We start from the raw sequence: 14,956 nt of genomic DNA on the forward strand, positions 1-14,956 counted from the left end.
GTGGGGCTGATGTCGGAACTCAGGCGAAAAGCTCGCCCTGCAGTTCGTCGAGCAATACCTGGATGGCCGCCAGGCGTTGGGCCGGATCGTCCAGCGCCAGCAGGTCTATCTTGTCCTGTTCGGGAAATGGCAGCAGGTACGCCAGCTGATTGGCCAGCGATTGTCGGTCCGGCACCTCGCTGCCCATGTCCAGGGCCGCCACCATCGGGTGTTCGGCCAAGGCATGGAGCAACGCCACCAGGTCGTCATCGTCGGCCACCAAGGGTGGGTTGGTGCCTGGCGGCAACCACTGCACATCAGCCACCAGCAACTGATCGCGTTGCAACTCGGTGCCAGTGATGCGGAAGCGCCGCACACCTTCCACGCGAATCCCCAACAGGCCATTGTCCTGCTGCTGGAAGTCGCGAATCACTGCTTCGCAGCCGATCATGGCGTGTCCCGTGGGGGCCGGACCCACTTCCTGGCCTTCCAGGATGCACACCACGCCAAAGCCGGCCCCCTGCTTCATGCACCGCCCAATCATGTCCAGGTAGCGCGCCTCGAATAGCTGCAGGTCGAGAAAGCAGCCCGGGAAAAGCACGGTATTGAGGGGAAACAGCGGCAACGTCATAGTGGTTTCCTTAAGCAAACAGGCTGACGGCCAACGGCAGGAACACCGCGGTCGACACCCCCATCAGGCTCATCGCCAGCGCGGCAAAGGCCCCACATTCCTCACCCTCCTGCAGCGCCACCGAAGTGCCCACCGCATGGGCGGTCATGCCCAGCGCCATGCCTCGGGCCGCCGGGCTGCGCACCTTGAGGATGGACAACAGGGCGGGGCCAAAAATCGCCCCGATCACCCCGGTAATCAGCACGAACACCGCAGCCAGCGCGGCGACACCGCCGATCTGCTCCGCCACCAGCATGGCAATGGGCGATGTCACCGACTTCGGCGCCAGCGTCATCAGAATCATGTGCTCGGCACCAAAGCTCCAGGCCAGCAGCAGACCAAGGCTGGTGGCGAACACCCCGCCTATCACCAGCGTAGCCAAGGTGGGCACGAGCAATTGACGAATGCGCCGCAGGTTGAGGTAAAGGGGCACCGCCAGCGCCACTGTGGCCGGGCCCAGAAGGGTGCCCAGGATCTCGGTGCTCTTGCGGTATTCGGTGTAGCCCACGCCGGTCAGCAATAGCACGCCGATCACCAGCAGCATGGAGACCAGTACCGGCTGCAGGAAAATCCAGCGGGTGCGCTCATAGGCCGCCAGCACCCATTGATAAGCGCCCAAGGTAATGCCGATACCGAACAGCGGATGATGGATCACCGACTCAATCGCGCCTTGCCAGTCCAGGGTCATGAGTGGTCGCCCCGGCGTGCCAGCATTTTCTGCATCAGCCAGCCGGCCAGCGCCATGGACACCAGCACGGAAATGAACAGCGTGCCGACGATGGCCCAGAAGTCGGCGGCAATATCACTGGCATAGGCCATCACGCCCACGGCCGGCGGTACCAGCAGCAGTGGCAGGTAGCGCAACAGGCTGGCGGAGGCTTCGCTGAGCGGCTTGCCGACCTCGCCCCGGATGATCAGGAAACCCAGCAACAGCAAGAGCCCAATGATGGGGCCCGGCAGCATGGTCAATACTAGATGGTTGAGGGCGGTGCCCAGCAACTGGAAAACGATCAGCCATGTCAAACCACGTAACAACATAATTCTCTCCGCCCCCGGCATGCGCGGTCATTATAAGCACGCAAGGCTGGCGGCTATAAACCGCCATTCGCCAAAGCCATGGAAGCTTGACCAGCCTGGTTCGCCATGCTGATCTAGGCACGCGCCACTTAACAAGGAGAGTCTCGATGCCCTTTGTACCCGTTGCAGAACTCAAGCAGTACGTAGGTAAGGAACTGGGGTACTCCCAATGGCTGAAGATTGATCAGGCACGCATCAACCTGTTCGCCGAAGCCACTGGCGACTTTCAGTTCATTCACGTAGACCCGGAAAAAGCCGCCAAGACCCCGTTCGGCAGCACCATCGCCCACGGATTCCTGTCGCTGTCGCTGATTCCAAAGCTGATGGAGGACCTGCTGGTAGTGCCTGAAGGCCTGAAAATGGTGGTGAACTACGGCTTGGACAGCGTGCGCTTTATCCAGCCGGTGAAAGTGGATTCGAACGTTCGCCTCAAGGTGGAACTGACTGAGGTCACCGAGAAAAAACCGGGGCAGTGGCTGCTCAAGGCCGTCGCTACCCTGGAAATCGAAGGCCAGGAAAAACCGGCCTATGTAGCTGAACCGCTGTCGCTCTGCTTCGTTTAATACCGGCCAGCGTTCAAACCACCCCGGTGGCTGTTTCACCGGGGTCATTGTGCGGCATACTCGGCGCCTTACTTGCCCGGATCCCGCCATGCGCCCACTCGTTCCCCTCGCCCTGACCTTATTGATCACCGCCTGCGGCGATGGCGAGTCCCTTTCCCCTCCCGATGCACGCTTGCCCGATGGCGGCCGCTACCGTGGCGAGGTGGTCAATGGTCTGTTGCAGGGCCAGGGCCGGATCGACTACCCCAACGGCAGCTGGTATGCCGGGGCCTTCCTCAACGGCCAATGGCATGGCCAGGGCGAATGGCATGGCAGCAACGGCGAGGTGTATCGCGGCGACTTCCAGCAGGGGCTGTTTCATGGCCAGGGCACGCTGAGCGCCAACGGCACCACCTACACCGGCACCTTCAAACTGGGCCGCCGCGATGGTGAAGGCACTCTCAAGGAGCCCGGCCAAACCTACCGCGGTGAATTTAAGGCCGACCAGTATTCCGGTGCCGGGCACCTGGAGTTGGACGACGGCAGCGACTACCAGGGCGTGTTTGCCCACGGCAAACCCAACGGCGAAGGCGTGCGCAGCGACGCCAGCGGCAACCAGTTCACCGGCACCTTCGTCAATGGCGAGCTGGAGGGGCATGGCACCTTCAGCAGCTCGGAAGGCGATCAATACATTGGCGACTTCCACGGCAATCAGCTGCAAGGCCGCGGGCGCTACGAAAGCGCCGAAGGCGACGTGTGGATCGGCCAGTTCAAGGAAGGCGCGCTGACCGGCGAAGGCGAAATGTTCGGCAGCGACGGTAGCCACTACAAGGGCCGCTTCGATGACTGGCATTTTGCCGGGCCGGGCAGCCTGTCGCTGGCCGACGGCAGCAGCTACGTGGGCACTTTCGACAACGACACCTACGACGGCCGAGGCACCCTGACCCACAAGGACGGCGAGGTTGAAACCGGCCTGTGGACCAACGGCCAGCGCGTACGCAACGCCGAAGGCAAACTACTGCCCGACACCCTGGAGCTGGGCCTGCTAAACCAGGGCGCACTGCTGGAAAAAGCGCTGGCGGCGGTGCCTGCGTCCACCAATGGCGAAATCCAGCTGTACAGCCTGACGCTGGCCGGCGACGGCAAGCAAAGTGTCTTCATGCGCGAAGCCGACTACGTGAATCACATGCTGGCCAGCCGCTTCGGCGCGGTCGGACAGGTGAACCTGGTCAACCATCGCGATCACTTGAATGACCGCCCCATGGCCAGCCGCGAAACCCTCAGCCGGGCGGTGCAAACCATTGCCCAGCGCAGCGGCGCCGAAGACCTGGTGTTTATTTACCTGACCAGCCACGGCACCCATGAGCACGAACTGGTGCTGGACCAGCCGCGCCTGCAGCTCTCCGACCTGCAACCGGACGAATTGGCCGCAGTGCTGGCACCCTTGAAGAACCGCGACAAGATCGTGGTGATATCAGCGTGCTACTCCGGAGGTTTCATCCCGGCACTCAAGGATGAGCATACACTGGTGATGACAGCGTCCAGGGCCGACCGCGTGTCGTTCGGCTGCTCGGAAGAGTCAGACTTCACCTACTTCGGCGATGCCCTGTTTGCCCAGGCGCTGAACGAAACCGATGACCTGCAACAAGCATTCGAACTTGCCCGCAAGCATGTTGCCGAACGTGAAGCAGCGGACAGTTTCGAAGCGTCCGACCCGCAGATCTGGGCTCCGAAAGGTGTTCTGGCCCACTGGCAGCGGCTTCGCCAGCAGCAGGCCAAGCGAGCGCTGCAAAGTGCGGCACTAAGCGCGCAACAGGCAAAAAGTACAGCAAGCCACTAAGCTTGTTGTATCAAGGGAGAGACATCATGTACTTGACGCCGCAGCACATCCTGCTTGCTGGAGCCACCGGTCTCACTGGTGAGCATTTGCTCGACCGCCTGCTCAATGAACCCACGGTCAGCCGGGTTCTGGCGCCTACCCGTCGCCCCCTTGCCGAACACCCGCACCTGGAAAATCCAGTGGGTAAATTCAGCGACTTGCTGCCGGGTCTGGACGGGCGGGTCGACGTCGCCTATTGCTGCCTGGGCAGCACCATCAAACAGGCTGGGTCTCAGGAAGCGTTTCGTGAAGTCGACCACGACATGGTGGTGGCCTACGCCCAGCGCGCACGGGACATGGGTGCACGGCACCTGCTGGTGATCAGCGCCATTGATGCCGACGACACGTCGAAGATCTTCTACAACCGTGTGAAGGGCGAGACAGAGCGCGATCTGAAGGCGCAGGGCTGGCCACAGTTGACCATCGCTCGGCCGTCACTGCTGTTGGGCAGCCGCATCGAACCGCGCCTGGGCGAGCAACTGGTGGCGCCGCTTGCCAAGCTGATCCCCGGCAAATACCGTGGCATCGAAGCCTGCCAACTGGCCCGTGCCCTGTGGCGCCTGGCGCTGGAAGAGCAGGATGGGATACGCGTGGTGGAATCGGATGAACTGCGCAGGTTGGGCAAATAGTTTATCCCGCCCGCCCTGGAGCCACGACGCTACAGGCCGCCCTGGGCCTGCACGCCGAAGCCCAGTACCGTGAGCGCCGACAGGGGCAGCAACAACGTGTCCAGCAGCGTGCTCAATGGCAAGTCCACCTGGGGCCAGGCCGGCGGTTCGGCGCCGAACTTGTCCACAGGGCAGCACCCCCCTTCTATTGCATACCAATCCAGGCGCGCCCCTGAATAGACAATCGGCGCACCGGGTTTGGCCGCATCCAGCGTACGAACACTGGCACAACCACTCAGTTGCAACCCTGCAAGCAGGCAGACCAGCGACTTATTCATCGCCGCCCAAGTGGTATTCGCCCCAGCGCGGCAGCATGTCCTGGGGGATATTGAGCAGGTTCAGTACCCGTGCCACCACGAAGTCCACCAAGTCATCGATGGTCTGCGGCTGGTGATAGAAGCCTGGCGATGCCGGCAGGATCACCGCGCCCATTTGCGACAGCTTGAACATGTTTTCCAGGTGAATCGTGGAATACGGCGCCTCACGGGGCACCAGGATCAGTTGCCGACGCTCCTTGAGGGTGACGTCGGCAGCGCGCTCGATCAGGTTGTTGCAGGCGCCGGTGGCGATGGCCGACAGGGTACCCGTGGAACACGGCACCACCACCATCGCCGCCGGGGCGCCGGAACCCGACGCCACCGGTGACATCCAGTCTTCCTTGCCGTACACGCGGATCTGGTTCGCCGCCGCCCCCGTGTATTCAGTCAGGAACGCCTGCATTGCCTGGGGCTTGGGCGGCAGGACAACGTCGGTTTCCGTCGCCATCACCAGTTGGGCCGCCTTGGAAATGAGGAAGTGCACCTCACGGTCCTCCCGCACCAGGCAATCAAGCAGGCGCAGGCCATACTGGGCGCCAGAGGCACCGCTCATGGCCAGCGTGATGCGTTCCGGGCCACTCATGCGAGCGCCTCGGCTAGCTTCAGGTGCAGGCCGCCGAAGCCGCCGTTACTCATGATCACCACGTGGGTACCTGGCTGCGCCTGGCTTTTGACCCGGGCGATGATCGCCTCCAGCGAATCCGCGACAATGGCCGGAACCGGGCACTGCGCGGCGGTGGCCGCCAGGTCCCAGCCCAGGTTCGGTGGTGCGTACCAGATCACTTGGTCGGCATCGCGCACGCTATCCGGCAGGCCGTCACGGTGGGCACCCAGCTTCATGGAGTTGGAGCGCGGCTCGATCACGGCGATCAACGGCGCATCGCCGATTCGCTTGCGCAAGCCATCCAGGGTAGTGGCAATGGCCGTAGGGTGGTGAGCGAAGTCATCGTAGATGGTAACCCCGTGAACCTGGGCCACGGTTTCCATGCGGCGCTTGACGTTCTTGAAGGCGCTGAGGGCGTCGATACCCATGGCCGGGACCACGCCCACGTGGCGGGCAGCGGCCAGCGTGGCCAAGGCGTTTGCCACGTTGTGCTGGCCCGTCAGCGGCCAGTTCACCGTGCCCTCGACCTTGCCGTTGAACAGCACCTCAAAATGCGAGCCGTCTTCGCTCAGCAGCCGCGCCTGCCATTCGCCACCGGCGCCCGTGGTTTGCACCGGGGTCCAGCAACCCATCTCGATCACACGCTTGAGTGCCGGCTCGGTGGTAGGGTGGACCACCAGCCCTTCACTCGCAATGGTACGCACCAAGTGGTGGAACTGACGTTCGATGGCGGCCAGGTCCGGAAAAATGTCGGCGTGGTCGAATTCCAGGTTGTTGAGGATGGCCGTGCGCGGGCGGTAGTGGACGAACTTGGAGCGTTTGTCGAAGAACGCACTGTCATACTCGTCGGCTTCCACCACGAAGAATGGCGTATCGCCCAGGCGCGCCGATACCGCGAAATTCTGTGGTACGCCCCCGATCAGGAAGCCCGGCGCCATACCGGCATGCTCCAGCACCCAGGCCAGCATGCTGCTGGTGGTGGTTTTGCCATGGGTACCGGCAACGGCAAGCACCCAGCGACCTTGCAGCACGTGGTCGGCCAGCCATTGCGGGCCCGACACGTAGGGCAGGCCCTTGTTCAGCACATACTCCACCGCCGGGTTGCCACGCGACAACGCGTTGCCGATGACCACAAGGTCGGGAGCCGGATTCAGTTGGCCGGCATCGTAGCCTTGGGTCAACTCAATACCCTGGGCCTGCAATTGCGTGCTCATGGGGGGATAGACGTTGGCATCGGAACCGGTGACGTGGTGGCCCAGTTCTTTGGCGAGTACCGCCAGCGAGCCCATGAACGTGCCGCAGATACCGAGAATGTGAATATGCATGATTGACCTCGCGAAACATCGAGGCAGGTTAACGTAGGGTAGGAAAAATCTCACGCGCTGATTATGTCCTCACTCCTGTGCAGTGACCTGATTCCTATAGGCGCGGCGTGGCCATTCAGGCGTTGATCTGGCGGCTCAGGCCGTGCTTTCGCAGTTTGCGATAGAGCGTGTTGCGGCTTACCCCCAATTCTTCCGCCACATGGGTCATGTGCCAGCGCTGGCGCTCCAGAACGTTGATCAGCGCCGTGCGCTCGGCCTCGGCCAAGGGCTGTTCGGGCGATGGCGCCACTTGGGCATGCTCGCGCAGGTAACCCGGCAGGTCAGCGAATGTCACGCGACCGCCCTCGCTCAGGGCCACCAAGGTGCGCAGCACGTTGCGCATCTGCCGCACGTTGCCCGGCCAGTGGAACGCCAGCAACGCCTCGGTGGCCTGCTGGTCAACGTGAATAGGCTCGCCCCCCGCCTCCTGGGCCAGGATGAAAGCCAGCAGCGCCGGCTTGTCGGTGCGCTCGCGCAGCGCCGGCAGGTCGATCTCCAGCCCATTGAGGCGGTAATAAAGGTCTTCGCGGAAACTGCCATCACGCACGCGCTCCAGCAGATTGCGGTGGGTGGCGCTGATGATGCGCACGTCCACGGCCACCGCCTCGCCGCCGAGTGGTACCACCATGCGGTCCTCAAGCACGCGCAACAGGCGGGTCTGCAAGGCTAGGGGCATATCGCCGATTTCGTCGAGCAGCAAGGTGCCGCCGTCGGCCTGCTGCAGCTTGCCGCGCATGCCTTCCTTGCGCGCGCCGGTGAAGCTGCCGCCGCGGTAGCCGAACAGTTCGCTTTCGATCAGGGTTTCGGGCAGCGAGGCGCAATTGAGCGCGACGAAGGCCTTGCCCGCGCGCTGGCTGGCCTGGTGTACGGCCTTGGCGAACGCCTCCTTGCCTGAACCGGTTTCGCCATGGACCATCAGCGGCACATCGCGCTCGAATACCTTCAACGCCCGGCGAAAATCCTGTTGCAGACGCGCGTCGCCCAGGCAGATGTCCTGGGCGGGCGGCGTTGCCACTGGCAGCGACACAGGAATGGCCAAGGCTCGCGGACGCCCCCGCAGGCTGGCGAACAAGGAGCGGCCATCACGACTGCGCAGTGGCCAGCAAGCGCCCGCCTCGCTGGTCGCGCGGGCCAACAACTCACCCAGGGCGCAGTCGAAAAATGCCTCAACCGGCTGCCCCACCAGGCTACCGCGCCCCCGGCCCAGCAGGTTCAGCGCGCTCTGGTTGACCGCTGCAATACGCCCCTGCTCGTCGAACGCCAGCAGCCCTTCACTGAACATGCCAACCGACTCGGCCTGCAAATGGAAGCGCAGTAGCCACTGATCTTCGAAATGACGCATGAAATAGCAGCTCTCGATCACCTTGGCCGAGAGGTTGACCAGGGTCATGGTGTGGAACTGACTCTGCCGAGACACATCCGTGCGCGCCGAGGAAACGTCCAATACCGCCAGCAGTTCGCCGCTGGGGTCGAACACCGGGCTGGCCGAACAGGTCAGCCCGGTATGGCGGCCCCGGAAATGCTCGTCCTGGTGAATGGTCAGGGCCTGGCGCTCCACCAGGCAGGTGCCGATGCCGTTGGTGCCTTCGCTGGCCTCGCTCCAATCGGCGCCCAGCCATAGGCCCGCGCGCTCGAATACCTTGCGCTCGGTGGGCGCGGTGACGCAGTTGAGGATGATGCCGCAGGCGTCGGTCAACAGCACCGCATGGCCGGCGCCGGATAATTGCTGGTGCAGACTGGCCATTTCACTGCCGGCAATCTGCAGTACCTGCCGCATGCGTTCGCGGCTTTCAAGGATGCGCCCATGCTCCAGCACTGTGGGCGCCATGGCCAGGGAGGGATCCAGGTGGTAGTCCTCCAGACAACGCAACCACGAACGGGCAATGGAGGGGTCGCTGGCAGGGCCGCGCGCCGACGCCTGGCCCCGGGTGACGGTGAGAACCTGGCGGGCGTGACGGCTGAGATGATCACTGTGCACTTTTTATTATTCTCCCGTGGAGTTCCGCTCAAGCATCCTCCAGGCGCTGGACCAATGCAATGCCACCTTCGACCCATGGGTCACAGCTGTCCCATCCATGGCACAAAGTGTCACCCAGCCTGTAGCGGCTTTGCCACGACAGCCCGCTAACTTTTCCTCCAGAGCGGCCTGAACCCCCTGACTTTACGGGGTTTCAAGGCACTGGCCCGACACTTGCTCTACGCTATTAAACGCCGCAAGCGCGTCCTCCAGCCAAAAGTACAAAAAACCAAGGAGATACTCACCATGCGTTACGCACATCCTGGTACCGAAGGGGCTCTGGTCAACTTCAAGAGCCGTTACGGTAACTACATCGGCGGCGAGTTCGTCGCGCCGGTCAAAGGTCAGTACTTCACCAACACTTCGCCGGTCAATGGCCAGCCTATTGCCGAATTTCCCCGTTCCACTGCCGAAGACATCGATAAAGCGCTGGACGCCGCCCACGCGGCTGCCGACGCCTGGGGCAGTACCTCGGTGCAGGCCCGCTCGCTGGTGCTACTGAAAATTGCCGACCGTATCGAGCAACATCTGGAAACCCTGGCCATCACCGAGACCTGGGACAACGGTAAGGCCGTGCGCGAAACCCTGAACGCCGACATTCCGTTGGCTGCCGATCACTTCCGCTACTTCGCTGGCTGCCTGCGCGCCCAGGAAGGCAGCGCCGCCGAGATAGACGGCAATACCGTGGCCTATCACATCCATGAACCGCTGGGCGTTGTGGGGCAGATCATCCCGTGGAACTTCCCGATTCTCATGGCGGCCTGGAAACTGGCCCCGGCATTGGCCGCCGGCAACTGCGTGGTGTTGAAGCCCGCCGAGCAGACGCCGCTGGGCATCACCGTGCTGATCGAACTGATCGGCGACCTGCTGCCACCCGGCGTGCTCAACATCGTCCAGGGTTTCGGCAAGGAAGCGGGTGAGGCGCTGGCCACCAGCAAGCGCATCGCCAAGATCGCCTTTACCGGCTCCACCCCGGTGGGCTCGCACATCATGAAATGCGCGGCCGAAAACATCATTCCGTCTACCGTGGAGTTGGGCGGCAAGTCGCCGAACATCTTCTTCGAAGACATCATGCAGGCCGAACAGAGCTTCATTGAAAAAGCTGCCGAGGGCCTGGTGCTGGCGTTCTTCAACCAGGGCGAGGTGTGCACCTGCCCCTCGCGCGCGCTGGTCCAGGAGTCGATCTACCCGGCCTTCATGAAAGAAGTGATGAAGAAAATCGAGCAGATCAAGCGTGGCGACCCACTGGACACCGATACCATGGTCGGCGCCCAGGCGTCCGAGCAGCAATTCGACAAGATTCTCTCGTACTTGGAAATTGCCAAGAACGAAGGCGCCGAACTGCTCACCGGCGGCCAGGTGCAAAAGCTGGAAGGCAACCTGTCGACCGGCTATTACATCCAGCCCACGTTGCTCAAGGGCAACAACAAGATGCGCGTGTTCCAGGAAGAAATATTTGGCCCGGTGGTGAGTGTCACCACCTTCAAGGATGAAGCCGAGGCGCTGGCCATCGCCAACGACACCGAGTTCGGCCTGGGCGCCGGGGTGTGGACCCGTGACATCAACCGCGCCTACCGCATGGGCCGTGGCATCAAGGCCGGTCGCGTGTGGACCAACTGCTACCACCTGTACCCGGCGCATGCCGCGTTCGGCGGCTACAAGAAGTCCGGCGTGGGCCGCGAAACCCACAAGATGATGCTGGACCACTACCAGCAGACCAAAAACCTGTTGGTAAGCTACGACATCAACCCGCTCGGCTTCTTCTAAGCTGAACAGTGTGTCAGCCCGGTTGTGCTTGCATGACCGGGCTGATTCATTTCAGCGTCCGTTTGATTGCGCTTTCTAATTGTTTTAGGGCAGCATCGGACCAACGGCATGCTGTGGTATTGGCCGCCAACATCCGTCAGCACGTGAGGCCCGTTATGCGAATTATCCAAGCATCGCTGGAGCATCTGGACATGATTGCTCCGTTGTTCGTCAAATATCGCGAATTCTATGGCGAATTGCCGTATCCCGATTCGTCCCGCGCCTTCCTGGAAAAGCGCCTGCGCCGCAAGGAATCGGTCATCTACCTGGCCCTGCCCGATGATGACGACAGCAAGCTGCTGGGCTTCTGCCAGCTTTACCCCAGTTACTCCTCGCTATCACTCAAACGCGTGTGGATCCTCAACGACATCTACGTTGCCGAAGACGCTCGCCGCCAGCTGGTAGCCGACCATCTGCTGCGCACCGCCAAGAAAATGGCCAAGGAAACCCAGGCCGTGCGCCTGCGTGTATCCACCAGTGCCAGCAACGAAGTGGCACAGAAGACGTACGAGTCCATCGGGTTCCACCAGGACACCGAGTTCCTCAACTACGTGCTGCCTATCAACTCTGACTGATTTCTTCACACAAATCCGACACGCCTGGCTACAAACTCGTGGGGCATTACCGCTTTCCGGTCGTATAATTCTGGCACCTCAGGTTGTACGATTTGTAACCGAAACAGCCTAACGCCCCTCAAGTCGCCCCAAAGCCCGTAGCATCGGGCCCTGCACAGGTGTTGCACATGGATTTCAACCCGCTTGACCTGATTCTGCATCTCGATACCTACCTCGATCTGCTGGTCACCAATTACGGTCCCTGGATCTACGCGATCCTGTTCCTCGTCATCTTCTGTGAAACCGGCCTGGTGGTGACCCCCTTCCTGCCGGGCGACTCGCTGCTGTTCATCGCTGGCGCCGTGGCCGCCGGTGGCGGCATGGACCCATGGCTGGTGGGCGCATTGCTGATGGCCGCCGCCATCCTGGGCGACAGCACCAACTATGTGATTGGCCGAACGGCCGGGGAAAAGCTGTTCAGCAACCCCAATTCGAAGATATTCCGCCGCGACTACCTGCAGCAGACCCACGACTTCTACGAACGCCATGGCGGCAAGACCGTCACCCTGGCGCGCTTCCTGCCCATCCTGCGCACCTTCGCCCCGTTCGTGGCCGGCATCGCCAAGATGTTCTACCCGCGCTTCCTGGCGTTCAGCGTGGTTGGCACGGTTATCTGGGTCGGCGGCCTGGTGACCCTGGGCTACTTCTTCGGCAACGTGCCGTTCATCAAGAAGAACCTGTCATTGCTGGTGCTGGTCATCATTTTGCTGTCGCTGGTGCCGATGATCATTGGCGTGGTCAAGAGCCGCATGGGCAGCAAGACCGCCAAGGCGTCCTCGCGCTAAGCCATGTGGTCGCTCAGCGCCTGGCGCCGACGCAGGGCCCTGGCCAGGCATCCACTGGACCCGCAGTTGTGGAAGCAGGTGCGGCACAGGTTGGCGATCCTCGACGGCATCAGTGTCGAGGAAGACCAGTGGCTGCGCGAGCATAGCGTGCTGTTCTTGCTGGACAAGCACCTTACCAGCCTGGACGGGGTGCAACTGGTCGACGAGACTCGCCTGCTGCTGGCCGCCCAGGCCCAGCTGCCGCTGCTGCACCTGGGCGACCTGAACTGGTACGGCAACTTCCACGAGATCGTGCTTTACCCCGATGATTTCCTCAGCCCCCAGCGCCACCGCGACGCCAGTGGCGTGGAGCACAGCTGGGACGGCGAGCACAGCGGCGAAGCCTGGCAACAGGGGCCCATTATCCTTGCCCTGCCCGGGGTGCTGAACAGCGGTGGCTGGGAGGGTTACAACCTGGTGATCCATGAACTGGCGCACAAGCTCGACATGCTCAATGGCGACGCCAACGGCCTGCCGCCCCTGCACGCAAACATGCGGGTGAGTGATTGGGCCAGCGCCATGCAGCACGCCTACGACGACCTCAACAAGCAACTGGACCACAATCTCGCCGCCGAAACCGCCATCGACCCTTATGCGGCGGAAAACCCCGCCGAGTTCTTCGCCGTCACCAGCGAGTATTTCTTCACCGCACCCGACTTGCTGCACCAGGCCTACCCGGACGTATACACGCAGCTCAAGGCCTTCTACCGGCAAGACCCGCTTGCGCGCCTGCATGGCCTGCAACGCAGCCACCCCGACTACCGGCACAGCCATCACGCCTGAGCGGCCCCCGCCGTCTGGCCATGCGTGGCAACGCCGCCAATCTATGCAATAATCGACGCCACTTTTTGGCCTAGACGGCCATTTTTACTGGCCTACAACGGGGGCAACGCCCAATGAGCTACAGCAAGATTCCGGCTGGCAAAGACCTGCCGAACGACATCTACGTCGCCATCGAGATTCCGGCCAACCACGCGCCGATCAAATACGAAATCGACAAGGACAGCGACACCCTGTTCGTTGACCGCTTCATGGCCACCCCAATGTTCTACCCGGCCAACTATGGCTTCATCCCCAACACCCTGGCGGATGACGGTGATCCCTTGGACGTCCTGGTAGTCACCCCTTACCCGGTTGCTCCTGGCTCGGTAATCCGCGCTCGTCCGGTAGGCATCCTGCACATGACCGACGACGGCGGCGGCGACGCCAAGGTATTGGCCGTGCCTCACGACAAGCTGTCGCAGCTGTACGTTGACGTGAAGGAATACACCGACCTGCCAGCCCTGCTGCTGGAACAGATCAAGCACTTCTTCGAGAACTACAAAGACCTCGAAAAAGGCAAGTGGGTCAAGATCGAAGGCTGGGGCAACGCAGACGCTGCCCGCGCCGAAATCACCAAGTCGGTTGCTGCCTATAAAGGCTGAACCACCTGCTGACGAAAAAGCCCTGCCCTGTGCAGGGTTTTTTTATGCGCTCAGAAACGTCCTACATCAGCATCTGATGGGCGATGACAGAATCCGGGCAACACCCTCAACCCGGAAAACGCCCCATGATCAGCTCCGGTGACCGCCTCAAGACCCTGTTGCACGATTGCCACCTCACCCCTTCGGACCTCGCCCTGCACCGCAATGTGCTGCCCCAACACGTCAATAATTGGATACGCCGCGGTGTACCCGTGGCCCGCCTTGATGACATCGCCCAACTGCTGTGCGTGCATACCCGCTGGTTACGTACCGGCCTGGGCCCCAAATACCGCTTCCCGCCGCCATTTCCACCCAGCGATCCGCAGGAGATGTTTTTTGACCAGGACTGCACGAACCCGCTGGGTAACCCTGCACTGCTGGCAGCCAGCCGCGATACCGATATCCAGTTGCCCTTTCATCGGCCGTTGGGGAATCAGCTGCTTGCGGTGGAAAACCTATACCTGCGTTTGCCATTGGCGACGTTTGAAAGGTTGTCCATGGCACCGGGGAATTGCGTGGCCATGACCATGCCCGATAACAGCATGGCTCCACGCATTCAGGCCGGCGCAGCCCTTGCCATCGACCGCAGCCTCAAAACTCCCACGGCTGGCCACACCTACGCGCTGCTTCTTGAAGGCGAGCTTTGCATACGCACCCTCTACCCCATGACCTGCGATGCCTTGCGGCTACGGGCGGACAACCTGCGCGAATACGCTGATGAGCTGCTCAGCGCCGAGGAACCCATCGAGGTATTGGGCTGGGTGTTCTGGTGGGCCACTCTGCAACGCCAACGCCCAGATAGCCGTGAAGATGAGAAGGAGTGACATTTGTGCTGGGCTTTTGGCTGGAATGTCGTTATTCTTGCCGCACCTTTTGGTAGCGCCGTTCGTTTACGACCGGTCTCTACCCAAGCCCGGCGGCAACCATCACTGCCTGGCTAACCGATGACGCAAGGTCATTGGTTCTACATTTTTAGAAGGCGGTTGCGGTTTGCCAAAAACAGACCAAGACTGTCGACGAGAAGCCGGCCACAAGCCGGCTTTTTAATGCCTGCAAGAAAACCATTCCCCCTGCAACCGCTGTCTGCGCCGCTACCGCAGGGGACCGCGCTGCAGGCGTGTGTTCCACATCA

General features: G+C 61.9%; 16 protein-coding genes. 9 read left to right on the forward strand and 7 right to left on the reverse strand.

Going from position 1 to position 14,956, the window contains the following annotated elements:
- Positions 1-19: 19 nt before the first annotated feature.
- Genes PMM47T1_RS26100 through PMM47T1_RS26110 form a run of 3 tightly spaced genes read right to left on the reverse strand, consistent with a single transcriptional unit; the run spans position 20 to position 1,687 of the window.
- The gene (locus PMM47T1_RS26100) at positions 20-610 is read right to left on the reverse strand and encodes an LON peptidase substrate-binding domain-containing protein (RefSeq protein WP_008374773.1); all 591 of its coding nucleotides are present in this window, start codon (positions 608-610) and stop codon (positions 20-22) included.
- A 10-nt stretch (positions 611-620) separates the two neighbouring features.
- Complete coding sequence (locus PMM47T1_RS26105) at positions 621-1,337, reverse strand: LrgB family protein (protein ID WP_008374775.1); 717 nt, start codon at positions 1,335-1,337, stop codon at positions 621-623.
- Positions 1,334-1,687 (reverse strand): CidA/LrgA family protein, encoded by a 354-nt coding sequence (locus tag PMM47T1_RS26110; protein WP_008374776.1) that lies wholly within the window; start codon positions 1,685-1,687, stop codon positions 1,334-1,336. The genes PMM47T1_RS26105 and PMM47T1_RS26110 overlap by 4 nt, the downstream gene beginning before the upstream one ends.
- A 146-nt stretch (positions 1,688-1,833) precedes the next feature.
- On the opposite strand from PMM47T1_RS26110, the gene PMM47T1_RS26115 reads away from it, so the two are divergent.
- The 3 genes from PMM47T1_RS26115 (at position 1,834) to PMM47T1_RS26125 (ending at position 4,776) form a co-directional block, all read left to right on the forward strand.
- Positions 1,834-2,289: a MaoC family dehydratase gene (locus tag PMM47T1_RS26115; protein WP_008374778.1), complete on the forward strand. Its 456-nt coding sequence runs from the start codon at positions 1,834-1,836 to the stop codon at positions 2,287-2,289.
- Between the two features lie 88 nt (positions 2,290-2,377).
- Positions 2,378-4,108 (forward strand): C13 family peptidase, encoded by a 1,731-nt coding sequence (locus PMM47T1_RS26120; RefSeq protein WP_008374780.1) that lies wholly within the window; start codon positions 2,378-2,380, stop codon positions 4,106-4,108.
- A 26-nt stretch (positions 4,109-4,134) separates the two neighbouring features.
- Positions 4,135-4,776 (forward strand): oxidoreductase, encoded by a 642-nt coding sequence (locus PMM47T1_RS26125; RefSeq protein WP_008374782.1) that lies wholly within the window; start codon positions 4,135-4,137, stop codon positions 4,774-4,776.
- 29 nt (positions 4,777-4,805) lie between these two features.
- Here the strand turns inward: PMM47T1_RS26125 and PMM47T1_RS26130 are convergent, their stop codons facing one another.
- From PMM47T1_RS26130 to PMM47T1_RS26145, 4 genes are all read right to left on the reverse strand, one after another.
- Positions 4,806-5,093: a YceK/YidQ family lipoprotein gene (locus tag PMM47T1_RS26130; RefSeq protein WP_043301552.1), complete on the reverse strand. Its 288-nt coding sequence runs from the start codon at positions 5,091-5,093 to the stop codon at positions 4,806-4,808.
- Entirely contained in the window at positions 5,086-5,715 is a 630-nt protein-coding gene (gene ubiX / locus PMM47T1_RS26135; RefSeq protein ID WP_008374786.1) for a flavin prenyltransferase UbiX, read from the reverse strand. The genes PMM47T1_RS26130 and ubiX overlap by 8 nt, the downstream gene beginning before the upstream one ends.
- Positions 5,712-7,061, reverse strand: a complete 1,350-nt coding sequence (mpl, locus tag PMM47T1_RS26140) for a UDP-N-acetylmuramate:L-alanyl-gamma-D-glutamyl-meso-diaminopimelate ligase (RefSeq protein ID WP_008374788.1) — start codon at positions 7,059-7,061, stop codon at positions 5,712-5,714. Before mpl ends, ubiX begins: the two co-directional genes overlap by 4 nt.
- Positions 7,062-7,176: 115 nt before the next feature.
- The gene (locus tag PMM47T1_RS26145; RefSeq protein ID WP_008374790.1) at positions 7,177-9,078 is read right to left on the reverse strand and encodes a sigma-54-dependent Fis family transcriptional regulator; all 1,902 of its coding nucleotides are present in this window, start codon (positions 9,076-9,078) and stop codon (positions 7,177-7,179) included.
- Between the two features lie 285 nt (positions 9,079-9,363).
- Between PMM47T1_RS26145 and exaC the strand changes: the two genes are divergently transcribed.
- The 6 genes from exaC (at position 9,364) to PMM47T1_RS26175 (ending at position 14,648) form a co-directional block, all read left to right on the forward strand.
- Entirely contained in the window at positions 9,364-10,884 is a 1,521-nt protein-coding gene (gene exaC / locus PMM47T1_RS26150; protein ID WP_008374792.1) for an acetaldehyde dehydrogenase ExaC, read from the forward strand.
- A gap of 155 nt (positions 10,885-11,039) precedes the next feature.
- Positions 11,040-11,498, forward strand: a complete 459-nt coding sequence (locus PMM47T1_RS26155) for a GNAT family N-acetyltransferase (protein WP_008374794.1) — start codon at positions 11,040-11,042, stop codon at positions 11,496-11,498.
- Positions 11,499-11,665: 167 nt separating this feature from the next.
- A complete protein-coding gene (locus tag PMM47T1_RS26160) occupies positions 11,666-12,322 on the forward strand; it encodes a DedA family protein (protein ID WP_008374795.1) in 657 nt (218 codons plus the stop codon).
- Positions 12,323-12,325: 3 nt separating this feature from the next.
- Entirely contained in the window at positions 12,326-13,144 is an 819-nt protein-coding gene (locus PMM47T1_RS26165; protein ID WP_008374797.1) for a zinc-dependent peptidase, read from the forward strand.
- A 113-nt stretch (positions 13,145-13,257) separates the two neighbouring features.
- The gene (gene ppa / locus PMM47T1_RS26170) at positions 13,258-13,785 is read left to right on the forward strand and encodes an inorganic diphosphatase (protein ID WP_008374799.1); all 528 of its coding nucleotides are present in this window, start codon (positions 13,258-13,260) and stop codon (positions 13,783-13,785) included.
- 125 nt (positions 13,786-13,910) lie between these two features.
- A complete protein-coding gene (locus tag PMM47T1_RS26175) occupies positions 13,911-14,648 on the forward strand; it encodes a LexA family transcriptional regulator (protein WP_008374801.1) in 738 nt (245 codons plus the stop codon).
- The last annotated feature ends 308 nt before the right edge of the window (positions 14,649-14,956 follow it).

Source organism: Pseudomonas sp. M47T1, from assembly GCF_000263855.1.
Taxonomy (GTDB): Bacteria; Pseudomonadota; Gammaproteobacteria; order Pseudomonadales; family Pseudomonadaceae; genus Aquipseudomonas.